The organism is Streptomyces sp. NPDC032126 (assembly GCF_055580085.1).
This window is the reverse complement of the sequence record NZ_JBVIMA010000001.1, coordinates 432445-457318: the sequence shown is the minus strand read 5'-3', so window position 1 is coordinate 457318 and position 24874 is coordinate 432445. Positions and strand designations below refer to the sequence as shown.

Genomic DNA, 24874 nt, shown 5'->3' with positions numbered 1-24874 from the left:
CCGCAGCGCCCCCTATCCATGCCCGTGTCACTCCTCTACGACGGTCCCGAACCGGATGTCGTACGGTGCGCCCGGGTGCAGGACCCCCAGCATCCGTGCCGCCTCCTCGGTCAGTTCCGAGCGCTGGGCCCTGGTCGGCGGGGCGAAGGGCTCGATGACGAGGGCGTCGTCGGTCAGCTTCCACACGCCGGCGAGGAAGCCGTCGAGGAGGAAGGTGCGGTAGGCCTGATTGCCCCGCCAGGCGCGGCCCCAGTACGCGGGCGGGATCACCCGGGTGCGGTCGGCGTGGGAGAGCAGCAGATTGTCGAACTCGGGCAGGAAGCGCGGCGGGGCCGGGGTGTCCGGGTCGGGCCGGGGGGCGTCGGGGAGGTCGAAGAGCTCCACGCCGTGCGGGTCGCGGAAGGTGACGAGCCGGTGGCGCAGCCGCTCGAACGCGTCCCGCAGCCGGGTCAGTCCGGCCCAGGTCTGCATGTCCTTCACGGAGGCCGGGCCGAAGGCGGCGAGGTAGCGCGGGACGAACTCCTCGGGCGCCGGGGCGGATTCCGCGGGGCGGCCCAGCCACCGCTCGACGGTGGTGAGCGCGACCTGGCCGCTGCTGCCCCACAGGCCGCGCGGGGTGACCTGGACGAGCGGCAGCGTGCAGCGGGCGGCGAGACCGAGGGCCTGCGGGTCGGCGTCCGGCCACTTGACGAGCAGGGCCTCGCGCAGCTCTTTCATGGTGCGCGGCTCGGCCTCGACGAGGTCCCGGGCGAGGGCGGCGAGCCGGCCCAGGTCGACACCGGCGAGCCCCTCGCGGAACTGGCCGAGCTCGCGCTCGCGGGCGGGCTGCACGAACGGCCGCAGGGTGAGGCAGTCGTCGGCGGTGTGGGTGTGGATGGTCGAGCGCAGGGTGACGATGCGGGCCACGTCCCGGCCGGCCATCAGCCGGGACAGGTCCTCGGGGGCGAAGCCGTCGAGGCGGGCGGCGAGCGCGTAGTACGGCGGCTTGACGTTCTGCGCCTGGAGACCGACGAGGTGCGCCACCGCGTCCCGCGCGGACATCGGGGAGCGACGCAGGAGCAGCTGCCGGTCGAGCGTGGCCCGGTTGAGAGCCCGCACACCGATCTCGGCCGCCGAGGCGGGACCCTTGCTCCCGGAGGTGGCCCTCGCGGCCGACGGACTCTTGCTCGCGGGCGCGCGCTTCCCGGCCGGCGTGTCCTTCCTCGCCGGCTTGGGGCTGGTCCCCGCCGACACAGCCTTCGCCGCCCCCGCCATGTTCTTCGGCTTCGTCATGTCGACGACGTTAGCGACGGTTGCGGACATCTTCTGTCCGCGATTCCCCACCGCACCCGGCCTTCCCCTCGCACCTGCTCCCCGTTTGCCCGTATATCCTGCCCTGTGACCCCCCTCCCGTGATCATGGGACCGCCGCAGGCGAAGACGACCACGCCGTACGACCGGAAGGCAGCCGGGATGTCCGAGCGCCGCACCGACCCCGCCGCGAAGAACTCCAGAAGGCCCGTCTGGCGCCGCGCCCTCACCCCGCCGCAGCCGGCGCGGCAGGCGCCCGCCCCCGTCCCGGCCGCCCCACCGCCCGCCGGTCCACCGGCCGAGGTGCCCAGCGTCGTCCAGGCCGCGCTCTACCGGGACGGGGTGCGCGTCTCCTCCCCCACCACGCTCGCCGAGACGTTCCGTGAGCTGCGCGAGCAGCGGTCCGGCATGGCGTGGATCGGCCTGGCCCGCCCGACGGAGGCCGAACTGCACTCGCTGGCGGCGGAGTTCGACCTGCATCCACTGGCGGTCGAGGACGCGAAGGAGGCCCATCAGCGGCCGAAGCTGGAGCGCTACGGCGACACGCTGTTCGTCGTCCTGCGGGCCGCCCGCTATCTGGACGCGCCGGAGGAGATCGACTTCGGTGAGCTGCATGTGTTCGTGGGCCCCGACTTCGTGATCACGGTCCGGCACGAGGCGGCCCCCGACCTGTCGGCGGTGCGACGCCGCATGGAGGAGTCGCCGGAGCTGCTGAAACTGGGCCCGGAGGCGGTGCTGTACGCGATACTGGACGCGGTGGTCGACGGCTATGTGCCGGTCGTGGCCGGCGTCCAGAACGACATCGACGAGATCGAGACGGAGGTGTTCCGCGGCGACCCCGAGGTCTCGCGGCGCATCTACGAACTCTCCCGCGAGATGGTCGAGTTCCAGCGGGCGACCCGACCCCTGGTGGGCATGCTGCACGGCCTGATGGCCGGTTTCTCGAAGTACGGCACGGACGAGGAGCTCCAGCGCTACCTGCGCGACGTCGCCGACCACGTCACCCACACCAGCGAACGCGTGGACGGCTTCCGTCAGGCCCTCACCGAGATCCTCACGGTGAACGCGACACTGGTCACCCAGCAGCAGAACGCGGAGATGCGGGCGCTGGCGGAGGCGGGCTTCGAACAGAACGAGGAGATCAAGAAGATCTCGTCCTGGGCGGCGATCCTCTTCGCCCCGACGCTGGTCGGGACGATCTACGGCATGAACTTCTCCCACATGCCGGAACTGCACTGGCTGTTCGGCTACCCCTTCGCGATCGCCCTGATGGGGGTCGTCTGCACCAGCCTGTACGTCATCTTCAAGCGGCGGGACTGGCTCTGAGTCCCCTCTGAGGAGGACAATGACTCCTCGGCTGAAGCCACAGCGCCCGGCCCTGTGCGGCCGCCATAATGGAGGCATGGCCTCCAACCCGCAGCACACCGGACCCGGGCCGAGGAACCTCTCGGGCGCAGACGCGGAGGACCTCGCGCTGTACCGGGAAAAGTTCCGGCGCCGTCTGCCGGATTCACTGGACGAGCTGCGCGGACCGGCCCACGGCGTCGTGGAGCTGCCGCTGCACCTGGCATGGTCCGGGATGACCTCGTACGACCTGGACAAACCTCGCCAGCGCATGGGCCTGTACCGCACCGTCCTGCACGAGGGCCTGCACGACGACCTGCCCCGCTATCTCAACCGGGATCTGCTCCTCGAGCTGTGGCCCGTGCTGCGCACCCTCGTCGGTCGCACCGTACGCACGGTGTGGGAGGACATCTTCCCCGATCTCGCCTCCCGCACCCGGGCAGCCGCGTGACGGACATGCCGGAGCTGCACATGCGGCTCCTGGCGGATGTGATCGCCCTCGGCTCGCCGTATCCGCTGGTCCTCACCGGCGGGTACGCGGTGCGGGCGCACCGCCTGGTGAACCGCCCCAGCCAGGACCTTGATGTCGCCACCGAGAACCCGGCACCCATGGTCGACATCGCAGCCGCGCTCCGCAGTGGCCTGACAGCCCGGGGCTGGAAGGTGCAGGCGCTGGAGACCGCCCCGCTGTCCGCTCGCTTCACCGTGACGGACCCCGCCACCGGGCAGGAGTGCGAGGTCGACATCCTCAAAGAGATCTTCTGGCGGCCCGTCGCCCAGAGCCCGTACGGGCCCGTCCTCGCCGAGGAGGACGTGATCGGGACCAAAGTTCGTGCCCTCGCCGACCGCGGAGCGCCGCGCGACCTGATCGACGTGTTCGCCGCGTCCCGTCGCTGGACGAATGCCGAGTTGGAGGAGTTCGGCCGACGTCATGCCCGCGGTCGCTTCGAGCGCGAGGACCTCCAGGCGAACCTGACCGGCGCCGAGTGGACCGACGACGAAGCCTTCATCGCCTACGGCCTCGACGAGGCCACCATCACCGCTCTGCGCGCCTGGGCCGTGGAGTGGGCGGACGACCTCGCGAGCCGCCTCCTCGAAGAGTCCGGTGACCCCGACATCGACTGATCGCACCCAAGCGAGAGCCGAGTTTCCTGGCAACAACAGGAAGCTTGTTGCATATTGATTGCAACAACTTACTCATGGCATAAGGGTGGACGATGGAAGCGATGCCGGACACGATCCGTGTCTTCCGTGGGGACGACCTGCTCACGTACAGCCCGGCTCTGCGCGGGGTCTATGTCGACGCGTTCTGCGCTCCGCCCTGGGACGAGGACGAGGAGCAGGCGGTCGCGTTCGTGGGACGGCTGGCGGGGCACGTCCGGCGGCCCGGCTTCACCGCCGCGCTCGCCTTCTCCGGCGAGGACCTCGTAGGCTTCGCCACCGCCTGGACGACCGAGGCCCCCTTCCCCACCGACCGCAACTACCCCCGGGTCGCCGCCGGCCTCGGCCCCGAACGCACCCGCGACTGGCTGGTCGGCGCCCGCCAGATAGACGAACTCGCGGTCCGCCCGGCCGCCCACGGCACCGGACTGGCCGGCCGGCTCCTGGAGGCGGTCACGGCGGACGCCCCCGACGGGCGCTGCTGGCTGCTGACCTCCATGCGGTCCGCCCGGGCGGTGTCCTTCTACCGCCGCGAGGGCTGGACCCAGGTCACCCAGCCCTCCCCCGACACCAACGGCATCGTCGTCTTCCTCGGCCCCCGTCACCCCGCCCGTACCCCGGCGGAGTGCCATGTCTCGTGGCCCATGTGATTCATGTGGCTCATGTGACTCATGCGCACGGCGCGCTCATGCCACCGCCCGCCCCGGGAAACGGCCCCCACGCGAGGCCACGGATCAAGGCCCCTTCCCCGCGCCGGACCTGACAGGCAGTCCGTTTCGGCCCCTGTCGGACGGGCCGTGGCGAGAACGCGACGGGGGCTGTGAGCGATCAATGGCTCCAGCCCCAAAGCTTGAACACAAATTACTCACATCCCCTCTTCATAACTGGTCCCGATGGTCTAGATTGACCGTGCTTCAGCTGTTCGGACACGAGGCGACCGCTAATGATCTATTGGTCCGGCGCTCAACTAAGCCAGCGGTCGCGTCCCCGGCGCCGGACGTGGGGGTGATCAATTCTTAGAGCCCGAATAGGGGCCTTGGGTGCGGGGAGCACCCGGGGTTTCAACGGTTTCGCGCGCACTTCGAGCGCCCGGTACGGCATGCGGATCCGCTGCCGCCAGGACGGGCTGTTCACATAGCTCCGCTTCGGCCGAGACGCGTGCGCGAGGGAGGCGGGGGCCTCCCTAGGGGAGGAACAGCGGGAGGCGGGGGCCTCCCGGGGGGGAGTAACAGTGTTGGGCGAACACGTCGAACCACTGGGGAACCTGGGGGGTTCTGTGCCGCAAGGGGGAGTAGTCAGCCCGTTTCCGTCGACGCGCGGGCGTATGGCGGACGGGCCGATCGGACCGCCGGCCATCGAATGGGAGCAGCGGTACCGCCGTACCGTGATCACCAGTGACACCGCGGCCACCGCCGTCGTGGTGGCGGGGATCGGCGAATTCTTCGGGGCACGGGACGCCGCCAACTGGCACGAGAAGTGGGGAATCCTCGCCTTCGGCACCGAACTGCTGGTGCTGGGGGCGCTCGCGGTGAGCCGGGCCTGGGCGCCGGCCGTACTCGGCCAGGGCGCCGAGGAATTCCGCCGGCTCGGACGCTCGCTGTTCACGGCGACCGTCGTCCTGGCCCTCGGCGGAATAGCGCTCACCTCACGGAACATCAAACTCTGGATCTTCGTCGCGATCCCCGCGATCGCGCTGGTCACCATGACCACGCGCTATCTGCTGCGCCTCTGGCTGCACAAACAGCGCAAGGAAGGACGGTGTCTGAGACCGGTGCTCGCCGCCGGAAGCCTGGCCACCGTCCGCGATCTGATCACCCGCACCCGTAAGTTCCCGCACCTCGGCTGGCGGGTGGACGCCGTGTGCACGACGGACGGTCTCGGGCTCGGCGGCGGGCACCTGGACGGAGTGCCGGTCGTCGGCCGGCTGACGGATGTCGCCTACCACGTCCGGCGCCACGGCTACCGCGTCGTCGCGGTCACCCCGGATCCGCACTGGTCCCCGGCCCGGCTCCAGCGGCTCGCCTGGAACCTCGAAGGCAGCGACGCCGAGATGGTCGTGGCCCCCGTCCTGATGGAGGTCGCCGGCCCCCGGCTGCACGTCGACGCCGTGCTCGGGATCCCGCTGCTGCGGGTCAGCATGCCGACCTTCACCGGCGGCCGACGGGCCGTCAAAGAGGTCGTCGACCGGACGGGCGCGGCGCTCCTGCTGATGCTCTTCGCGCCGCTGATGCTGTTCGTCGCGGTGCTCGTGCTCGTCGACAGCCGGGGCGGGGCGTTCTACCGCCAGCGCAGGGTCGGCAAGGACGGCCGCGAGTTCACCATTCTCAAGTTCCGCACCATGGTCGCCGACGCCGACCGGGCGCGCGCCGAGCTGGCCGACCGCAACGAGGGCGCCGGCCCGCTGTTCAAACTCCGCCGGGACCCACGGGTGACCCGGGTGGGAGCGGTGCTGCGCCGCTACTCGATCGACGAACTCCCGCAGCTGTTCAACGTGCTCACCGGATCGATGTCGCTCGTCGGTCCCCGGCCCCCGCTGCCCGAGGAGTCCGCCGCGTATGGCCCGGACATCCGCCGGCGGCTGCTGGTCAAGCCCGGGCTCACCGGCCTGTGGCAGATCAGCGGACGCAGCGACCTGTCCTGGGAGGAGGCGGTGCGGCTGGACCTTCGGTACGTGGAGGACTGGTCGCTCGCCCTGGACACAGTGATCTTGTGGAAGACGCTGCGCGCGGTGCTCTACGGGCAGGGGGCCTACTGATGCGCCGCAACCGACGCCCGGCGGGCGAGCGGACCACGGGCCCGAGAGGGTCCGTCAGGGGGAGGAACGGGTCATGAGGGTCAGCGTTTTCGGGCTCGGCTACGTGGGCTGCGTATCAGCCGCGTGCCTGGCCAGCATGGGGCACGAGGTCATCGGCGTGGACGTCAACCAGGTGAAGGTCGACCTGGTCAACGACGGCAAGGCCCCGGTGGTCGAGGAGCGGATCGGCGAACTCACCGCCGACGTCGTGCGCAGCGGGGCGCTGCGCGCCACCGTCGACGTCCGTGAGGCGATCATGGGCAGCGAGATCTCGCTGGTCTGCGTGGGCACGCCCTCGGAGCCCAACGGCAGCCTGTGCACCACGTACCTGGAGCGGGTCACCGAGCAGATTGGTGCCGCGCTGGCCGAGCGCGGCGGCCGGCACACCGTCGTGTTCCGCAGCACCATGCTCCCCGGCACCTGTCTGAACCTGCTGGTGCCGATCCTGGAGAAGAACCTCGGCGGCACGGTCGGGGTGGACGTCGGGGTCGCGGTCAACCCCGAGTTCCTGCGCGAGGGCACGAGCGTGCGGGACTTCTTCGACCCGCCCAAGACGGTCATCGGCGAACTCGACCCGGCGAGCGGCGACGCGGTGCTGGCGCTGTACGACGGCCTGCCCGGCGAGGTGTTCCGGGTGCCGGTCCCCACGGCCGAGGCCATCAAGTACGCGGACAACGCGTTCCACGGACTCAAGATCGGGTTCGCGAACGAGCTGGGCGCGGTGTGCCAGGCACTCGGGGTGGACTCGCACCAGGTGATGGACGTGTTCCTGGCCGACCGCAAGCTGAACATCAGCCCCGCCTATCTGCGGCCCGGCTTCGCCTTCGGCGGCTCCTGCCTGCCCAAGGACCTGCGCAGCCTGGTCCACGCGGCTCAGCGCGCCGATGTCTCGGTGCCCATCCTCTCCCATGTGCTGCCCTCCAACGCCGACCATCTCCAGCGCGCGGTGGAGCTGGTCGAACGCACCGGAAAACGCAAGGTGGGCCTGTTCGGGCTGTCCTTCAAGCCCGGCACCGACGACCTGCGCGAGAGCCCGCTCGTCGAACTGGCCGAGCGGCTCCACGGCAAGGGGTACGAGCTGCGGATCCACGACGCCAATGTGAGCCTCTCCCGGCTGATCGGCGCCAACCGCGAGTACATCGAGACCCGGCTGCCGCACCTCGCGCAGCTGCTCGCGGACTCCGTCGACGAAGTACTGGAGCACGCCGAGGTCTGCCTGGTCGGAACCAGGGATCCGGCCGTCCTCGCGGCACTGCCGCACGGCGACGGCCCGGTCATCGTCGACCTCATCCGCCTTCCCGACGCCGAGACGCGCCGGACCGAACCGGGGTACGTGGGCCTTGCTTGGTAATGCGATGAGCGGTGACGGGGCGGGCCGGCGGGCGCTGATCCTGGTGGAGAACCTGTCGGTGCCGTTCGACCGGCGGGTGTGGCAGGAGTGCACGACCCTGCGCGACGCCGGCTGGGAGGTCCACGTCATCTGCCCGCGCGGGGAGAAGCGGGACACGGAACCGGAGGCGGTGATCGACGGGGTGCGGATCCACCGCTACCCGCTGCGCGCCGCCACCGGAGGCCCCGCCGGCTACCTGCGGGAGTACGGAACGGCCCTGTGGCACACGGCCCGGCTGGCCCGCCGGGTCGGCCCGGTCGACGTGGTCCACGCCTGCAACCCGCCCGACCTGCTGTTCCTGCCGGCGCTGTGGCTGAAGCGGCGCGGCGCCCGGTTCGTCTTCGACCAGCACGACCTCGTACCCGAGCTGTACCTCTCCCGGTTCGACCGCGGCGAGGACCTGCTCTACCGCGCCGTGTGCGCGCTGGAACGGCGGACCTACCGGGCCGCGGACATCGTGCTCGCCACGAACGAGAGCTACCGGGACGTCGCGGTACGCCGTGGCGGCAAGCGGCCGGAGGACGTCTTCGTGGTGCGCAGCGCGCCCCAGACCGACCGGTTCCAGCCCGTGCCGCCCGAGCCGGAACTGAAGCGCGGCAAGCCCCATCTGCTGTGCTACCTCGGCGTCATGGGCCCGCAGGACGGCGTCGACTACGCCCTGCGCGCCCTCGCCAAGCTGCGCGACGACCTCGGGCGGACCGACTGGCACGCCGTGTTCGTCGGCTCCGGCGACGCCTTCGACGCGATGGTGGAACTGTCCCGGCGGCTCGGACTCACCGACCAGGTGCAGTTCACCGGCCGCGTCCCGGACGCCGACCTGGTGCGCTACCTGTCCACCGCCGACGTCTGCCTCTCCCCCGACCCGCGCAATCCGCTCAACGACGTGTCGACCATGAACAAGGTCCTGGAGTACATGGCCATGGGCCGGCCGATCGTCTCGTTCGACCTGAAGGAGGCGCGCGTCTCCGCCGGCGACGCCGCCGTCTACGCGCCCGCCGACGACGAGAGCGCGTTCGCCGGGCTCGTCGCGCAGCTCCTCGACGATCCGGACCAGCGGGCCCGGATGGGCAAGATCGGCCAGGAGCGGATCGGCGGTCCGCTCTCCTGGCGCAACTCGCAAGCGTCGCTGCTCGCCGCCTACACCGCCGCCTGCCGTGACCACGCTCCGGTGTCCGCGGGCGACCCGGGCCGGGCAGCAAGGAGGCCGCGCCGTTGAGCGATGACACGATACGCCTGGTCACGATCGGGCGGATTCTCCGCCGGCGCTGGCGGCTCCTCGCCGTCCTCACCGTGGTGGGCGCGCTCGTCGGCTACGGCACCTCCCTGCTGTTCCCGCCGCGCTACACGACGTCGGCATCCGTGCTGCTGCCCGGGGCGTGGGAGGAACGCGAGCTGCTGACCCAGACGCAGATCGCGACCAGTTCGGTGGTCGTCGACCGCGCGGCCGCCGCGCTCGACTGGCCCGGCGTCAGCGACCGGGAGCTGCGCGACCGGGTGAGCGCCACGGCCGCCGACGGCAACATCATCAAGATCTCGGGCACCGCCGAGACCCCGGAACGCGCCCAGGAGCTCGCCGACCAGATGGCCCAGCAGTTCGTCGCGTTCGCCGCGCGGATCGTGGGCGACGACACCGACCCGGAAGCGGCGGAGGAGCTGGAGGCGCTGCGGGACATGGTGGTGCAGACCAGCCGCCGCATCACCGAGCTGGCCGACGCCGCCGACCCGGGGCAGACCGTGGAGAGCGTGCAGACCCGCACCGAGCTGGAGAAGCTGCGCACCTCCCTCCAGGGGGCCATCAACAAGCTGGACCAGGCCGATCCGGCCGCCGCCAAGGCCAACATGGTCGTCATGGGGCCGGCGACCCGGCCGGCCGGCGAGGCGCCTCCCACGAGGACGCAGTTCATCGCCGGCGGGGCACTGCTGTTCCTCCTCCTCGCGGTCGTCGGCCATCTCGCCGCCGCGCGGATGAGCCGCCGGCTGCGCACCGAGCCGGAGATCGCCGCGGCCCTGGGCTCGGCGCTCCTCGGCACCGTCGACGTCTCCGGTGAACGGTCCTCGGACCGGCCCGAGGACCGTGGCGCGCGGGCCCGGCTGCGCCGGCTGCTGGGCACCGACGTCCGCTGGGACGTGCCCGCCCCGCACACCTCGGGCGACGAGTCCGCCCGGCGGATCCGCTACCGGCGGGTGTGCGCCCGTCTGAGGGACGAACTGCCCGCCCCGCGGCGGCTGCTGGTCGTCGTCCCGGACGGCGACGAGATCGCCCGCCGGGCCGCCGGACAGCTCGTCGCCGAGGCCGGGCGCGACCCATTCCTGCGCACGGTGGGGGTGTCGGTGTCCGAGCCGTTGGTGCCGGACCGCGACAACGAGTCCGGTGCCGTGGTCGTGCTCAGCGCGGGCAGCTGGACCGCGGCGGAACTCGCCGGGATCGCCGAGGCGTGCGCGGACGCCCGGCACGAGGTCGTCGGGGTCGTCCTCGCCGGCCCGGTCCGGGCGGCCCGCCCGAAGCGGCCGGCCGGCCGCCCCCGGGACGCCGCCGTGCCGGCGCTCGCGATGAGCGACGAGGCGACAGGAGTCTCAGGGTGACCACACGTACGACCGCGGACCCGGCCGCCGCTCCGCTGCTCGACCTCCAGGCGCTGGTGGTGGCGGTGCGCCGACGGCGCCGCCTGTGGTGCTCCGCGGCGCTGCTGGGGCTGATCCTCGGCGTGGCGGTGGCCGTCCTGCTGCCGCCGAAGCCGACCGCGGTGACCAAGGTGCTGGTGGCCCATCAGGAGGACCAGCCGAACGACCCCGGCACGCTGATCCGCACCGACGCCGCGCTGCTGCAGACCACGCGGATCGCGCAGGCGGCCCTGCACTCCCTCGGGTCCCCGGTGGCACCGGAGGACTTCATGCGGGACTACTCGGGTGCCGGGCTGACCAACAACCTGCTGCAGATCACGGTGACCGGGGACAGCGAGGCGGAGGCGGTGGCCCGCGCCAAGGCGCTGGCCGACGCGTTCGTCGCCGACCATGTGCGGCGGATCCAGGAAGCCGCGAACGCGCAGGCCAAGGCCCTGCTCGACCAGCAGGGCCGGATGCGGGCCGAACTCGCCCAGGTCAACCGGTCGATCGGGGACGGCTCACCGGGCAACGGGCCGAAGGCCTCGGCGAACCTGGAGTCGCTCTTCGCGCGCCGGGCCGAACTCACCTCCCGGATCACCGATTTCGGCCAGCGTGCCGCGGAGGCGCGGGTCGGCACGCCCCAGCTCATCGCCGGCACGCAGGTCGTGGACGCGCCGCGCGCGGTGCCGCACTCGCTGCCCAGGACCGCCGCCACCAACGCCGCGATCGGACTCGTCCTCGGACTGGTCCTCGGGCTGGTGGTGGCCGCGGTCGGCACGGTGGTCGCGGACCGGCCCGTGCTGCGCCGGGAGATCGCGGCGAACCTCGGCGCCTCGGTCATCGCGGAGCTGCCCGGCCGGTCGGTCAGGCCCTGGCGGCGCCGGCGGATCCGGGCGGCGCGGACCCGGCTCACCACCTCCCTGGCGCGTACCGCGCGCGGATCCGCGGAAACGCTGTCGCTGCTGGAACTGGGCTGTGCCCGCGGCGCCGCCGGGATCGCCCTAGACCTCGCCAGGTCGCTGGGGGCGCAGGAGCCGGTGGCGGTCGTCGACGGGCTGCCCGGGCCGCAGCTCGCGAGGCGGCGCCCGCAGCCGGGAGACCCGGCCGTGGTCGGCGGCGATCGGGCCGCGGACATGGCTCAGGAACGCCTGATCGGCGTCGGCTCGGTCGCGCCCGGCACCGCGTGGACCGACCTGCGGTATCTCGGCACCCGGACCGTGCTCGTCGTACGGGCCGGGCACGGCAGCGCCGCGTGGCTGCACACCGTGGCGCGGCAGCTCGCCGAGCAGCGGATCGCGGTGATCGGTGTGGTGCTGCTCGACCCCGACCCGCGTGACCGGACCGACGGCACGTTGTGGGACGGGCCGCCCGCCGCCGCGCGCGGCCGCGGCGAGAAGCCGGGCGGACAGAACGGGACCGGCCGGCACCGGGAACGGCTGCCGATGTGGACGGCACGGGTGCCGGACAGCGACCAGGAGGCTCGGTAGGACATGTGTGGCATCGCAGGCACGTACCACTGGCCGGACGGGAAGCTCGTCACCGACCGGCTCACCGAGACCCTCGCCCACCGCGGTCCGGACGGCGCGGGACGGTACAGCCACCCCGCCGGTGACGGCGAGGTGCACCTCGGGCACCGTCGGCTGTCCATCATCGACCTGTCCGAGACCGGCGCCCAGCCGATGGCCTCCGACGGCCTCGTCCTGACGTACAACGGCGAGCTGTACAACGCGCCCGAGCTGCGGGCCGAGCTGGCGGCCGCCGGGGTGCGCTTCCGCGGCACCTCCGACACCGAGGTGCTCCTGGAGGCGTGGCGGCGCTGGGGCACGGACTGCCTGCCCCGGCTGCGCGGCATGTTCGCGTTCGGCGTCTTCGACGAGCGGACCGGCGAACTGGTCCTGGCCCGCGACCAGTTGGGCATCAAGCCGCTGTTCCTGCTGCGGCGCGGCGAGGGTCTGGTGTTCGCCTCCGAGCTCAAGGCGCTGGCCGCGGTGACCGGCGGTTCGCTGGAGGTGGACCCGGGGGCGCTGGTGGCGTCGCTGCTGTACTACTGGGTGCCGGACTCGCGGTGCGCGTTCCGCGGGGCGGAGAAGCTGCCGCCGGGGAGCTGGCTGCGGTGCCGGCCCGACGGCCGGGTGGAGCGCGGCCGGTTCTGGGATCTGAGGGACGTCGCCGCCGAGGGGCGCGAGCGGGCCCGCAGCGGCGAGCTGCCGGACCTCGCCGCCGTCGTCGAGGAGTCGACGCGCCGTCATCTGCTGTCCGACGTGCCCGTGGCGACCTTCCTCTCCGGCGGGCTCGACTCCAGCTATCTGACCGCGCTGGCGGCCCGCCACCAGCCGGGGATCTCCGCCTACACGATCGGGTTCCGCGCCGAGGACGCCAAGTTCGAGGCGATGCCGGACGATCTGCGCTACGCCCGGCAGGTGGCCGAGCGGTTCGGCGTGGACCTGCACGAGATCGAGATCGCCCCGGACGTGCTCGACCTGCTGCCGCGGATGACGTACCACCTGGACGAGCCGATCGGCGACCCCGCCGCGATCAACACGTTCCTGATCTGCTCGGCCGCCCGGGAGGCCGGGGTGAAGGTGATGCTGTCGGGGATGGGCGCGGACGAGCTGTTCGCCGGGTACCGCAAGCACCTGGCCAACCTGCTCGCGCTGCGCTACCAGCGCGTTCCGCGGCCCCTGCGGCACGGGCTGTCGGCGGCCGTGGACCGGCTGCCGGTCGCCTCGTCCCGGCGCGGATACCGGTCGGTGCGCTTCGCCAAGCGGTTCCTGTCCTTCGCCGATCTGCCGCAGGAGACCGCGTTCCGGCGCAGCTACACCATGTACGACCGGCAGGAGCTGCTCGCGCTCGTCGATCCGGACCTGGCCGGGACGGTCGACGACGTGCTGACCGAGCACGCGGACGTCTACCGGGACAACGACCTCGACGACTTCGTCAATCGCATGTGCCTGACCGACGCCCGCATGTTCCTGCCGGGCCTGAACCTCACGTACACGGACCGCTCCAGCATGGCCGCGTCGACCGAGGTCCGGACGCCGTACGTGGACGTCGAGGTGGTCAAGGCGGCGTTCGCGTTCCCCGGCGACCGCAAGATCGTCGGACGGCAGGGCAAGGCCGTGCTCAAGGAGGCGGCCACCTCGATCCTGCCCCGGGAGATCGTGTACCGGCCCAAGGGCCTGTTCAGCGCCCCGCTGCGGGCCTGGATGAGCCGGGATCTGGCACCGCTGGTGCGCGAGGTGGTCGACGACGGCGAGCTGGTCCGCGCCGGGATCCTGCGCCGCGACGCGCTGGCGCGGATGGTCGCCGAGGACGCCGCCGGGCAGCAGGACTTCTCCAAGCATCTGTGGCATGTGCTGACCCTCGAGTACTGGTATCGCGACGCGACCTCTGGGTCCGGCCAGAGCACTCGGCAAACGGCTTAGGAATCAGGGGAGTTCGCGTGAAGCAGGTTGTACAGAACTACAAGAGCGGCGAGCTGGCGCTGCTCGACGTGCCGGAGCCGGGGTGCAAGCCGGGCGGTGTGCTGGTCCGCAGCGCCTACTCGCTGATCTCCACCGGCACCGAGCTCATGAAGGTGTCCGAGGCCGGCATGTCGATGGTGGGCAAGGCCCGTTCCCGGCCGGACCAGGTGGCCAAGGTCCTGCAGAGCGTGGCCACCAACGGGGTGGGCGCCACGTATCGCAAGGTGATGGGCAAGCTGGACTCGTACACGCCGCTGGGCTACTCGCTGTGCGGGGTGGTCGAGCAGGTCGGCGCCGGGATCGACGATGTGAAGGTCGGCGACCTGGTGGCCTGCGCCGGCAACGAGCACGCGCTGCACGCCGAGCTGAACTGGGTGCCGAAGAACCTCTACGCCCCGGTGCCGGACGGCCTCGCGCCGCGGCACGCGGCCTTCGGCACCGTCGGGTCGATCGCGTTGCAGGGCGTCCGCCAGGGCGAGTCCCGGCTCGGCGACGTGGCGCTGGTCGTCGGCCTCGGGCTGATCGGACAGCTGGTGGTGCAGCTGCTGGCCGCCTCGGGCGTCCGCGTGGTGGGGGCCGACCCCGACCCGGCGCGCTGCGAGCTGGCCGAACGCCTGGGCGCGGCGGCCTGCGGGGACCCCGCCTCCGCGACGGTGGCGAACTCCGTCGCCGAACTGACCGGCGGACACGGCGTGGACCAGGTGTATCTGGCCGCCGGCGGCGGCAGCAACCAGCCCGTCGAGCTGGCCGCCCGGCTGAGCCGGGACCGCGGCCGGGTCGTCGACATCGGCAAGTGCCGTCTGGACCTGCCGTGGAACGCGTACTACGAGAAGGAGCTCGACGTCCGCTTCTCCCGCAGCTACGGGCCCGGGCGCTACGACCCGGAGTACGAGCTGGAGGGGCGGGACTACCCGATCGGCTATGTCCGCTGGACCGAGCGCCGCAACCTGGCGTGCTTCCTCGACCTCGTCGCCCGCGGCAGCGTCGACGTGGAGCCCCTGGTCTCGCACGTCGCCGACTTCGACGACGCGGTGGAGACGTACGGGCGCCTGAAGGACGGCGAGCTGAAGGCCGTGGCCGTGCTGTTCCGTTACCCCGAGGCGGAGGGCGAGGCGGAGGCTCCGGCGATGGCCGTGCCCGCCGTCACCGCGCGGCGCGGTCCGGCCCGGGCCGTCACGTCCCCGGTGCGCCTGGCGTTCGTCGGCGCGGGCAACTACGCGACGTCGATGCTGCTGCCGCACCTGGCGCGGCGCGAGGGCGTGGAACTGTCCACCGTCGTCACCACCACCTCGCTGTCCGCGGCCAACGCCCGGCGCAAGTTCGGCTTCGCCAAGGCGACCACCGACCTCGACGCCGTGCTCGGCGACGCGTCCGTCGACGCCGTGTTCGTGGTCACCCGGCACAGCTCGCACGCCGAACTGACCCGCAGGGCGCTGCTCGCCGGCAAGACGGTGTTCGTCGAGAAGCCCCTGGCGCTCACCGAGGACGAGCTGGCCGGCGTACTCGCGGCGGTGGAGGAGTCCGGCAACGACCGGCTCCAGGTGGGCTTCAACCGCCGGTTCGCGCCGCTGCTGCGGGAGGCCCGGAAGCGGTTCGGCCCCCGGACCGGTCCGGCGCATCTGCGCTACCTGGTCAACGCGGGCCGCCTCGACCACGGCAGCTGGTACCTCCAGCAGGACACCGAGGGCTCACGGTTCGCCGGCGAGGGCGGGCACTTCATCGACACGGCGAGCTGGCTGCTGGGCGCCGACCCGGTCTCGGTGTACGCGGTCGCCCCGCCCGGCAACGAGGACCTCCAGATCGTCCTGGGCTACCCGGACGGGTCCACGGCCACCCTGAGCTACCTCACCGGCGGCCCGGCCGGCTTCCCCAAGGAGACGCTGGACCTGATCGCGGACGGCCGCGCGCTGCGGCTCGACGACTTCGTCCGGGCCGGCGTGTACGACGGCCGCAAGCGGTGGGTCAGCTCCCGGCTGCCCAAGGCCCGGGACAAGGGCCAGCGCGCCGAGCTGGACGCGTTCCTCGACGCCGTGCGGACCGGCGGGCCGATGCCGGTGCCGCTGGAGTCGCTGGTCGCCACCACGGCGGCCACCCTCGCCGTGCGGGCCGCGCTGGCCGGCGGCGCGCCGGTGACGTTGGCGAGGACGCGATGACGGTGAGCGCGGGGAGTGCGGGCTGGTATCTGCGGCGGCTGTCGCGGATGGGACCGCGGGAGGTCGCGGGCCGGGTGGGCGACACGGTGCGCAGACGGCGGTGGCGGTCGGCGCGGCCGGACTGCCCGGAGGTGACGGGTGCCCGGTTCACCGCCGTCCTGCCCCCCGGGACGATCGCGCAGGTGCCGCCGGACGCCGCGAAACGGCTCATCGCCGAGGCGGACCGGCTGATGGACGGGCACGGCGGGTACTTCGGGGTGGACCGTGACGATCTGGCCGACCCGGACTGGTGGTGGGACCCGAAGACCGGGCGCCGGGCCCCGTGGGGCTACGCCTTCGACGTGCCGTATCGCGACGAGGACGCGGTCGGGGACATCAAGCAGATCTGGGAGCCGTCCCGGCACCAGTACCTCACCCAGCTCGCCGCCGCCTACGCGATCACCGGGGACGAGCGGTACGCCGAGCGGGTGGCCGCGCATCTGCGGTCGTGGTGGCGGGGCAACGCGCCGCTGCGCGGGGTGCACTGGACCAGCGGCATCGAGCTGGGCATCCGGCTGCTGTCCTGGGTGTGGATCCGCCGGCTGCTCGACGGCTGGCCGGGCGCGGCCGCCCTGTTCGAGGACAACCCGGTGGCGCGCGACCAGATCTGGCACCACCAGCGCTGGCTGGCCGCCTTCCCCAGCCGGGGGTCGTCGGCGAACAACCATGTCGTCGCGGAGGCCGCCGGGCAGTTCGCCGCGGCCTGCGCGTTCGGCTGGTTCCCCGCCTCGGCGCGCTGGCGTGCCGACGCGCTGCGGTCGCTGGACCGGCAGCTGCGCGCCAACACCTTCGGCTCCGGACTCAACCGCGAGCTGGCCACCGAGTACCACGGGCTGGTGCTGGAGCTCGGCCTGGCCGCCCTGGCCGAGGCGGACGCGGCGGGCGTCGCGGTGCCCGCGTCGCTCCGGCTGGTGCTGCTGCGGATGACCGACGGGCTCGCGGCCGTGGTCGACAACCGGCTGCGGCCGCCGCGCCAGGGGGACGCGGACGACGGGCACGGCCTGGTCGTGGACGGCGCGGGCACCGACCGCTGGGGCTCGCTGCTGGCCACCGGGGACGCCGTGTTCGGCCGGCTCGACTGGTGGCCGGTGGTCACCGGCACCGATGTGCGCACCCCGCTCCTCGCCGCGCTCATCGGGCCCACGGACCTGTCCGGGAGCCGCCCGGCGAGCCGGCCGGCCCACTTCGCCGACGCGGGCATGACGATCCTGCGCGGTCCGGAGGAGATCTGGTGCCGCTGTGACGGCGGTCCGCACGGCTTTCTGTCCATCGCCGCGCACGCCCACGCGGACGCGCTGTCGGTGGAGGTGCGGCACGACGGGGTCGACGTGCTCGCCGACCCGGGGACGTACTGCTACCACGGTCAGCCCGAGTGGCGGCGGTACTTCCGGTCCACCCTCGGCCACAACACCCTGGAGCTGGACGGCGAGGACCAGTCCGTCTCCGGCGGCCCGTTCCTGTGGACCCGGCATGCCGAGAGCCGCGTCCTGGCTGCGGACACCTCCGAGGCGGGCGTGGCCCGCTGGTGCGCCGAGCACGACGGCTACCAGAGCTCCGTGCACCGCCGCCGGGTGGAGCTGACCGCCGCGAGCCAGGAGCTGCGGATCCTCGACGAGGTGCGCGGCCCGCGCCGCGCGGTCCGGCTGGCGTTCCACCTGGGCCCGGCGATCACCGCCGACCTGGCGGGCGACCGGGCCCGGCTCACCTGGACCCGGGACGGCGAGGACCGCTCCGCGACGCTCGACCTGCCCGGGCAGCTGACCTGGCGGGCGCACCGCGGGGAGAGCGACCCGCCGCTGGGCTGGTACTCCCCCGGCTTCGGACGCAAGGAACCCACCACCACGCTGATCGGCACCGGCTCCACCGACGGCACGGAGGGCTTCACCACCGTGCTCAGGTTCCACGGCTAGGGAGGACGTGTGGGGATCACGTGGCGGCACCGGGCGTTGCCGGTGGCACCGCTGGTGCTGGCGCTGCTGGCGGCGACCGGCTGCGACGGCACGTCGGACGCCGGGGCGAAGCCGTCCGCCGCGCCGTCGTCCACGCCCGTGGCACGGGTGTGCGCCGAGCCCGCGGCCGGTCCGGCGAAGGCACCGGCGGGCGCGGTGACGGTCGACCCCGCGGTCGCCGGCGACCTGGCCGCGAAGACCAGGAACAGCCCCCCGCACACCACGTTCTGGCTGCGGCCGGGCAGGCACCGGCTCGAACCGGACCGCTACGCCCAGGTCGTGCCCAAGGAGGGCGACAGCTACGTCGGCGCGCCGGGCGCGGTGCTGGACGGCGCGAAGACCAACCAGTACGCGTTCGGCGGCACCGCCCGCGACGTCACGATCCGCCATCTGATCGTGCAGGGGTTCGTCGCGCCGCACGACGAGGGCGTGGTCAACCACGACTCGGCCGACGGGTGGGTGATCGAGCACGCGACGATCCAGAACAACTCCGGCGCCGGGCTGATGGCCGGCGCCCGCCAGCAGGTCCGCGCCAGCTGCCTGCGCGGCAACGGCCAGTACGGCATGAACGCGTACAAGGACGGCGGCCGGATCACCGGTCTGGTGGTCGAGGGCAACGAGATCGTGGGCAACAACACGGACGACTGGGAGCGCAAGCGGCCGGGCTGCGGCTGCACGGCGGGCGTCAAGTTCTGGGCGGTGGACGGCGCCGACGTCCGCGGCAACTGGGTGCACGACAACCGCGGAACCGGGCTGTGGGCGGACACCAACAACAACGACTTCCTCATCGAGGACAACGTCCTGGAGGCCAACGACGGTGCCGCGCTGATCTACGAGACCAGCTACAACGCGGTCATCCGCGAGAACACGATCCGCCGCAACAACTGGATCGAGGGCCGTCGGTACGCCGACCGCGGCGACACCTTCCCGTTCGCGACCGTCTACGTGTCCGAGTCCGGCGGCGAGCCACGGATCCGGGCCCGCACCGACAAGATCGAGATCTACCGGAACGTGCTGGAGAACAACTGGTCCGGCATCACCCTCTGGGAGAACGCCGACCGGTTCTGCAACAGCCCCGCCAACACCTCGTCCGGCGACTGCACCCTGCTGGTGAAGAACACCCGCAGCTGCGCGCAGCCGGCTATCGCCACCGCACCCCTGTACGCCGACTGCCGGTGGAAGACCCAGCGGGTGGACATCCACGCCAACCGCTTCGTCCTGGACAAGTCCGTCGTCGACTGCACGGTGCGATGCGACCGCATGGCGGTGCTGGCCAACTACGGCACCTACCCGGACTGGTCGCCGTACCAGGGCGAGCGGGTGGCCGAGGCGATCACCCGCAAGCAGGACAACCGCTGGCACGACAACGTCTACATCGGACCGTGGAGGTTCGTCGCCCACGACCCGAGCCGGATCCTCGACTCCGGGCAGTGGCAGGCCATGCCGTACCGGCAGGACGCGGGCAGCACCTTCCGCGCGCGGGAGGGTGGTTGAGATGAGCGTGGAGATGAGCGCGAACCACCCGTCGAGGATCACCGGGACGGTCTGGGGGCTGCTGGTCCTCAACACCCTCGGCTCCGCCGGGGCGAAGACCATCGTCCCGCTGCCCCGTTCCCTCATCCAGATGGTCACCATGGGCTCGCTGGTCGCCGCGTTCGCGCTGGCGCTGGCGCTCAATCTGCGGCTGCGCATCCGGGCCAGCGCCTATCTACTGCTGCTCACCCTGCTGCTGGTGCCGAGCGTGATCTCCAGCGCGGATCTGGAGTCCGGGTTCGGCGCGCTGTTCCGGTGCGCCCGGCTGGCGCTCTTCGTCGGCACGCTGTGGCTGCTCAGCCGCTGGTGGGACGGCGGCACGACGTTCGTGCGGTACCACATCCGGATGTACTTCGCGGTGCTCGGGTCGGTGGCCGCGGGCCTGGTCATCTCCCCGGGCGCGGCCCTGCCCGACCTCTACGGCGGGCGGCTGGTCGGCGCGTTGTGGCCGCTCACCCCGCCGCAGATCGGACAGTACGCGGCGGTGATCAGCGGGCTCACGGCGCTGCTCCTGCTGGGCCGGCGGACCGACCGGACCAGCGCGACGGTGGTCATCGTGCCGTCCCTCGTCCTGCTGGCGCTGACCCACACCCGGACGGCCACACTCGGCCTGCTCATCGGGCTGGCGCTGGCGATCGGCTCGCTCGTCCTGACCAGCGCCGCCGCCCGCCGCTTCTTCACCTGGACGGTGGTGTGCGCCACGGTGGCCGTGGTGGGGTTCGGTTCCGCGCTGCAGGCGTGGTTCCTGCGAGGGCAGAGCCAGGAGAACTTCAGCAGTCTCACCGGCCGGGCCAAGGTCTGGAACGCCCTGCTGGCGGCGCCCCGTTCGACCACGGAGTATCTGTTCGGCGCGGGCCTGGGCGACAAGTCGTTCGGCGGGCTGCCGATCGACAACAGCTGGCTGGCCGTCTACTACGAGCAGGGGATGACCGGCGTCACGCTGGTGGCGGCGATCGTCGTGGTGCTGGGCGGTGTCGCGCTGCTGCGCCCGCCGTCGCTGGAGCGGGCCTGCGCGATCTTCCTGATCAGCTACTGCGCGATCGCGTCGTACACCGAGGCCGGGCTGGGCGACGCCTCGCCGTATCTGCTGCATCTCGCGGTGGCGGCCTCGCTGCTGGCCGCGCCCGCCGGGACCGTGCCCCTGACCGCACCGGCCGGGGCCGCCGTCCGGCCGGCCCCCGACGTTCCTCGACGACGCGTCCCGCGCTGGGCCCGCAGATCGGAGGTGAGCTGACCATGCACGTTCTCGTGGTGCACAACCGCTACAACTCGGCGCAGCCGAGCGGTGAGAACAAGGTCGTCGACCAGGAGGTGGCGCTGCTGCGTGAGGGCGGCCACCGGGTCGAGCTGTTCGAGCGGCGCAGCGACGACATCGCCGCCAAGTCCCTGCCGGGCAAGGTCGCGCTACCGCTGCTGGTGCCGTGGAACCCGGCGGTCCGCAGGGAGCTGGCCGACCGGCTGCGCGCCGAGCGGCCGGACGTGGTCCACGTCCACAACGTCTTCCCGCTCCTGTCGCCCGCGGTCCTCGCCGCCTGCGCCGACGCCGGTGTGCCCGCCGTCGCCACACTGCACAACTACACCCAGGTCTGCCCGCCCGGCACCCTGCAGCGGGACGGCCGACCGTGCGCCGAGTGCGTCGGGTCGACGCCGCTGCCCGCCGTCCGGCACGGCTGCTACCGCGGCTCCCGCCTGGCGACGGTGCCGCTCGCGGTGAGCCTGTCGGTCAACCGGCGGCGCTGGTGGACCGGCGTGGAGCGGTTCCTGTGCATCTCCGCCGCCCAGCGCGAGGTCCTGGTGCGGGCCGGCATGCCCGCCGAACGGCTGGTGGTGAAGCACAACTTCGTGCCCGACCCCGACGACCGCCGCGACGGCCCCGGCGAGCACCTGCTCTATCTCGGCCGGCTCGCGGAGGCCAAGGGCGTACGGCTGCTCATGGCCGCGTGGGACGAGATCGCGGCGGGCGGCGGCGTGGGCGTGCCGCTCGTGATCGCCGGTACGGGGCCGCTGGAGGCGGAGGTGACCGCCTGGGCGGCGGGCCGGGACGACGTGCGCTGCGTCGGCCTGCTGGACGCGGCGGAGAGCCGGAAGGCCGTCGCGCGGTCGGTCGCCGTGGTGGCCCCCTCGACGTGGCTGGAGGCGTTCGGCCTCGTCGTCGTCGAGGCGATGGCCGCCGGGGTCCCGGTCGTCGCGGCCGGCCACGGCGCCTTCGTCGAACTCGTCGAGGACGGTGTGACCGGGCTGCTGCACCGGCCCGGCGACGCCGCCTCGCTCGCGTCCCGCATACGCCGAGTCGCGGCCGGGCCGGCCCGCAACGCGGAGATGGGACAGGCGGCCCGGCGCCGCTACGAACAAGGTTTCAGCCCGGCGGTCGGTCTCGACCGCCTGGTGGAGGAGTACCGCTCCGCGATCGCGGGCCGGTCAGCACAGACTCGCGGCGGGGACACCCGCGCGAGCTGGGGGGATGGGGACAGTAGATGACACGATGCCGACTGTGCGGCTCGGAGGCGATGGCGAGCGTCGTCGACCTCGGGGCGACGCCGCCCTGTGAGAGCTTTCTCGCCGCGGACCAACTGGATCGACCGGAGCCCGCGTATCCGCTGCACCTGCGGGTGTGCGCCGACTGCTGGCTGGCGCAGATCCCGCCGCTGATCACGCCGGAGGAGACGTTCAAGGAGTACGCGTACTTCTCCTCCTTCTCGACGTCGTGGGTGGAGCACGCGCGCACGTTCGTCACGGGCGCCGAGAAACGCCTCGGCCTCGGCCCCGACGCCTTCGTGGTCGAGGTCGCGAGCAACGACGGGTATCTGCTGAAGCACGTGGTGGACCGGGGGATCCGCTGCCTCGGCATCGAGCCGTCGGTGAACGTCGGCGCGGCGGCACGGGACAAGGGCGTGCCCACGCTCACGGAGTTCCTGAGCCCGGACACCGGCGCGGCCGTACGCGCCGAACACGGCCCGGCCGACCTCGTGGTGGCCAACAACGTGTACGCGCACATCCCCGACGTGGTCGGGTTCACCCAGGGACTGCGCGCCCTGGTCGCCGACGACGGCTGGGTCTCCATCGAGGTGCAGCACCTGCTGACCCTGATCGAGGAGAACCAGTACGACACGATCTACCACGAGCACTTCCAGTACTACACGGTCGCCTCCGCGATCCGCGCCCTCGCGAGCGGCGGACTCGCCCTCGTGGACGTCGAGTTGCTGCCCACGCACGGCGGCTCCATCCGGCTGTGGGCCCGGCCGGCCGAGGTGGCGGGCGAGCCGACACAGCGGGTGGCCGACGTACTGGCCCGGGAGAAGGCCGCCGGGCTCCAGGAGCTGTCCGGGTACACGGAGTTCTCCGATCGCGTGGCCAAGGTGCGCCGGGACCTCCTCAAGTTCCTCATCGAGGCGGCCGAGCGCGGCGAGACGGTCGTCGGCTACGGCGCCCCCGGCAAGGGCAACACCCTGCTCAACCACTGCGGCATCCGGCCCGACCTGCTCGCGTACACGGTGGACCGCAATCCGTACAAGCACGGCAGGTTCACCCCGGGCACCCGCATCCCGATCCTGCCGCCCGAGCAGATCGCCGTCGACAAGCCGGACTACGTGCTCGTCCTCCCGTGGAACCTGCGGGCCGAACTGACCGAGCAGCTGTCCTTCGTGCACGAGTGGGGCGGCCGGCTGGTCTTCCCCATCCCGGAACTGAGCGTCGTCGAGGGCGCGTCCCGAAAGGTCACGGCATGAAGGTCGTTCTGTTCTGCGGCGGTTACGGGATGCGGATGCGCAACGGAACCTCCGACGATGTGCCCAAGCCGATGGCGATGGTCGGTCCGCGGCCGCTGATCTGGCACGTCATGCGCTACTACGCGCACTTCGGGCACAAGGAGTTCATCCTGTGCCTGGGCTACGGCGCCCACCACATCAAGGACTTCTTCCTCAACTACGAGGAGACGACGTCCAACGACTTCGTGCTGCGCGGCGGGCGGACCGAGCTGCTGTCCACCGACATCGCCGACTGGACGATCACGTTCGCGCAGACCGGCATCGAGTCCCCGATCGGGGAGCGCCTGCGCCGGGTGCGCCACCACCTGGACGGCGACGAGATGTTCCTCGCCAACTACGCCGACGTGCTCACCGACGCCCCGCTGCCGGAGATGATCGAGAAGTTCGCCCAGCGCGACGCCGGCGCCTCGATGATGGTGGTGCCGCCCCAGTCCTCCTTCCACTGCGTGGAGCTGGGCGAGGACAACCTGGTCGGCGGCATCACCGCGGTGAGCGAACTGCCGCTGTGGGAGAACGGCGGCTACTTCGTACTCCGCCAAGAGGTGTTCGACCACATCCCGGAGGGCGGGGACCTGGTCGCCGACGGATGCGCCCAACTGGCCAAGCGGGGACGGCTGGTGGCGCACCAGCACCGCGGCTTCTGGAAGCCGACCGACACGGTGAAGGAGCGGGCCGCGCTCGACGAGGCCTACGCCCGGGGCGACCGCCCGTGGGCCGTGTGGGAGCAGGGGGTGCGCGCGTGATCCGACTCGGGGCCGGGTCCCTGGACCGGATCGTCGCCGTGGCCGCGCACTGCGACGACATCGCCATCGGCGCCGGCGGCACCCTGCTGACGCTGTGCCGTGCACGGCCCGGCATCCGGGTCGACGCGCTGGTGCTCTCCGGCGGCGGCAGCGAGCGGGAGGGGGAGGAGGCGGCGGCGCTCGCCGCCTTCTGCCCGGGCGCCGACCTGCGGCTGACCGTGCACAAGCTGCCCGACGGCCGGCTTCCCGCGTACTGGGAGGAGGCCAAGTCCGCGGTCGAGGAACTGCGCGCGCAGACCGACCCGGACCTGATCCTGGCCCCGCGCGCCGATGACGCGCACCAGGACCACCGGGGCCTGGCGCAGCTGATCCCCACCGCCTTCCGCGACCACCTCGTGCTCGGCTACGAGATCGTCAAGTGGGACGGCGACCTCGGCCGCATGGCGGCGTACCAGCCGCTGTCCTCGGAGATCGCCGAGGAGAAGGTGCGGCTGCTGCAGGAGCACTACGCCTCGCAGCGGCACCGGCCCTGGTACGACCGGGAGGCCTTCCTGGGTCTCGCGCGGATCCGCGGCATCGAATGCCACGAGCGCTACGCCGAGGCGTTCGCCGTCACCAAACTCACGCTCAACCTGGGGGGTTGAACC

Annotated in this window: 19 protein-coding genes; 18 read left to right on the top strand and 1 reads right to left on the bottom strand. The window is 72.3% G+C overall.

Annotated elements, in window-relative coordinates; genetic code table 11:
- Positions 1–27: 27 nt before the first annotated feature.
- Positions 28–1272 carry a winged helix DNA-binding domain-containing protein gene (locus ACZ5NW_RS01900; protein ID WP_468741730.1) on the bottom strand — a complete coding sequence of 415 codons (1245 nt, stop codon included), beginning with the start codon at positions 1270–1272 and terminating at the stop codon, positions 28–30.
- 179 nt (positions 1273–1451) lie between these two features.
- On the opposite strand from ACZ5NW_RS01900, the gene ACZ5NW_RS01895 reads away from it, so the two are divergent.
- The 18 genes from ACZ5NW_RS01895 (at position 1452) to ACZ5NW_RS01810 (ending at position 24871) form a co-directional block, all read left to right on the top strand.
- Complete coding sequence (locus ACZ5NW_RS01895; protein WP_468742957.1) at positions 1452–2615, top strand: magnesium and cobalt transport protein CorA; 1164 nt, start codon at positions 1452–1454, stop codon at positions 2613–2615.
- Positions 2616–2691: 76 nt separating this feature from the next.
- Complete coding sequence (locus tag ACZ5NW_RS01890) at positions 2692–3084, top strand: hypothetical protein (RefSeq protein ID WP_468741729.1); 393 nt, start codon at positions 2692–2694, stop codon at positions 3082–3084.
- A 5-nt stretch (positions 3085–3089) separates the two neighbouring features.
- Positions 3090–3758, top strand: coding sequence for a nucleotidyl transferase AbiEii/AbiGii toxin family protein (locus ACZ5NW_RS01885; RefSeq protein WP_468741728.1), 669 nt, complete (start codon positions 3090–3092; stop codon positions 3756–3758).
- 101 nt (positions 3759–3859) lie between these two features.
- Complete coding sequence (locus ACZ5NW_RS01880) at positions 3860–4444, top strand: GNAT family N-acetyltransferase (protein ID WP_468741727.1); 585 nt, start codon at positions 3860–3862, stop codon at positions 4442–4444.
- Between the two features lie 626 nt (positions 4445–5070).
- Positions 5071–6549: a sugar transferase gene (locus ACZ5NW_RS01875; protein ID WP_468741726.1), complete on the top strand. Its 1479-nt coding sequence runs from the start codon at positions 5071–5073 to the stop codon at positions 6547–6549.
- Positions 6550–6622: 73 nt separating this feature from the next.
- Positions 6623–7939 (top strand): nucleotide sugar dehydrogenase, encoded by a 1317-nt coding sequence (locus ACZ5NW_RS01870; protein ID WP_468741725.1) that lies wholly within the window; start codon positions 6623–6625, stop codon positions 7937–7939.
- Positions 7940–7943: 4 nt separating this feature from the next.
- Positions 7944–9194, top strand: coding sequence for a glycosyltransferase family 4 protein (locus tag ACZ5NW_RS01865; RefSeq protein ID WP_468741724.1), 1251 nt, complete (start codon positions 7944–7946; stop codon positions 9192–9194).
- Positions 9191–10561 carry a Wzz/FepE/Etk N-terminal domain-containing protein gene (locus ACZ5NW_RS01860; protein ID WP_468741723.1) on the top strand — a complete coding sequence of 457 codons (1371 nt, stop codon included), beginning with the start codon at positions 9191–9193 and terminating at the stop codon, positions 10559–10561. Before ACZ5NW_RS01865 ends, ACZ5NW_RS01860 begins: the two co-directional genes overlap by 4 nt.
- A complete protein-coding gene (locus tag ACZ5NW_RS01855; RefSeq protein ID WP_468741722.1) occupies positions 10558–12069 on the top strand; it encodes a Wzz/FepE/Etk N-terminal domain-containing protein in 1512 nt (503 codons plus the stop codon). Before ACZ5NW_RS01860 ends, ACZ5NW_RS01855 begins: the two co-directional genes overlap by 4 nt.
- 3 nt (positions 12070–12072) lie before the next feature.
- Positions 12073–14007 carry an asparagine synthase (glutamine-hydrolyzing) gene (gene asnB / locus ACZ5NW_RS01850; RefSeq protein WP_468741721.1) on the top strand — a complete coding sequence of 645 codons (1935 nt, stop codon included), beginning with the start codon at positions 12073–12075 and terminating at the stop codon, positions 14005–14007.
- 17 nt (positions 14008–14024) lie between these two features.
- On the top strand, positions 14025–16199 hold the full coding sequence (locus ACZ5NW_RS01845; RefSeq protein WP_468741720.1) for a bi-domain-containing oxidoreductase: 2175 nt from the start codon (positions 14025–14027) through the stop codon (positions 16197–16199).
- Positions 16196–18148: an alginate lyase family protein gene (locus ACZ5NW_RS01840; RefSeq protein ID WP_468741719.1), complete on the top strand. Its 1953-nt coding sequence runs from the start codon at positions 16196–16198 to the stop codon at positions 18146–18148. Before ACZ5NW_RS01845 ends, ACZ5NW_RS01840 begins: the two co-directional genes overlap by 4 nt.
- Before the next feature lie 9 nt (positions 18149–18157).
- Entirely contained in the window at positions 18158–19681 is a 1524-nt protein-coding gene (locus ACZ5NW_RS01835; RefSeq protein WP_468741718.1) for a right-handed parallel beta-helix repeat-containing protein, read from the top strand.
- Between the two features lies 1 nt (position 19682).
- Entirely contained in the window at positions 19683–20954 is a 1272-nt protein-coding gene (locus ACZ5NW_RS01830; protein WP_468741717.1) for an O-antigen ligase domain-containing protein, read from the top strand.
- 2 nt (positions 20955–20956) lie between these two features.
- The gene (locus ACZ5NW_RS01825) at positions 20957–22198 is read left to right on the top strand and encodes a glycosyltransferase (protein ID WP_468741716.1); all 1242 of its coding nucleotides are present in this window, start codon (positions 20957–20959) and stop codon (positions 22196–22198) included.
- Entirely contained in the window at positions 22195–23445 is a 1251-nt protein-coding gene (locus ACZ5NW_RS01820; RefSeq protein ID WP_468741715.1) for a methyltransferase domain-containing protein, read from the top strand. Before ACZ5NW_RS01825 ends, ACZ5NW_RS01820 begins: the two co-directional genes overlap by 4 nt.
- Positions 23442–24227, top strand: a complete 786-nt coding sequence (locus tag ACZ5NW_RS01815) for a sugar phosphate nucleotidyltransferase (RefSeq protein WP_468741714.1) — start codon at positions 23442–23444, stop codon at positions 24225–24227. The genes ACZ5NW_RS01820 and ACZ5NW_RS01815 overlap by 4 nt, the downstream gene beginning before the upstream one ends.
- Positions 24224–24871: a PIG-L deacetylase family protein gene (locus ACZ5NW_RS01810; RefSeq protein WP_468741713.1), complete on the top strand. Its 648-nt coding sequence runs from the start codon at positions 24224–24226 to the stop codon at positions 24869–24871. Before ACZ5NW_RS01815 ends, ACZ5NW_RS01810 begins: the two co-directional genes overlap by 4 nt.
- The last annotated feature ends 3 nt before the right edge of the window (positions 24872–24874 follow it).

What these genes read in the sequence shown, in the direction of transcription:
- ACZ5NW_RS01815 (WP_468741714.1), top strand. Translation starts at nt 23,442, where the DNA reads ATGAAGGTCGTTCTGTTCTGCGGCGGTTACGGGATGCGGATGCGCAAC.
- ACZ5NW_RS01895 (WP_468742957.1), top strand. Translation starts at nt 1,452, where the DNA reads ATGTCCGAGCGCCGCACCGACCCCGCCGCGAAGAACTCCAGAAGGCCC.
- ACZ5NW_RS01840 (WP_468741719.1), top strand. Translation starts at nt 16,196, where the DNA reads ATGACGGTGAGCGCGGGGAGTGCGGGCTGGTATCTGCGGCGGCTGTCG.
- ACZ5NW_RS01830 (WP_468741717.1), top strand. Translation starts at nt 19,683, where the DNA reads ATGAGCGTGGAGATGAGCGCGAACCACCCGTCGAGGATCACCGGGACG.
- ACZ5NW_RS01820 (WP_468741715.1), top strand. Translation starts at nt 22,195, where the DNA reads ATGACACGATGCCGACTGTGCGGCTCGGAGGCGATGGCGAGCGTCGTC.
- ACZ5NW_RS01825 (WP_468741716.1), top strand. Translation starts at nt 20,957, where the DNA reads ATGCACGTTCTCGTGGTGCACAACCGCTACAACTCGGCGCAGCCGAGC.
- asnB (WP_468741721.1), top strand. Translation starts at nt 12,073, where the DNA reads ATGTGTGGCATCGCAGGCACGTACCACTGGCCGGACGGGAAGCTCGTC.
- ACZ5NW_RS01885 (WP_468741728.1), top strand. Translation starts at nt 3,090, where the DNA reads ATGCCGGAGCTGCACATGCGGCTCCTGGCGGATGTGATCGCCCTCGGC.
- ACZ5NW_RS01880 (WP_468741727.1), top strand. Translation starts at nt 3,860, where the DNA reads ATGCCGGACACGATCCGTGTCTTCCGTGGGGACGACCTGCTCACGTAC.
- ACZ5NW_RS01900 (WP_468741730.1), bottom strand. Translation starts at nt 1,272, where the DNA reads ATGACGAAGCCGAAGAACATGGCGGGGGCGGCGAAGGCTGTGTCGGCG.
- ACZ5NW_RS01865 (WP_468741724.1), top strand. Translation starts at nt 7,944, where the DNA reads ATGAGCGGTGACGGGGCGGGCCGGCGGGCGCTGATCCTGGTGGAGAAC.
- ACZ5NW_RS01890 (WP_468741729.1), top strand. Translation starts at nt 2,692, where the DNA reads ATGGCCTCCAACCCGCAGCACACCGGACCCGGGCCGAGGAACCTCTCG.
- ACZ5NW_RS01870 (WP_468741725.1), top strand. Translation starts at nt 6,623, where the DNA reads ATGAGGGTCAGCGTTTTCGGGCTCGGCTACGTGGGCTGCGTATCAGCC.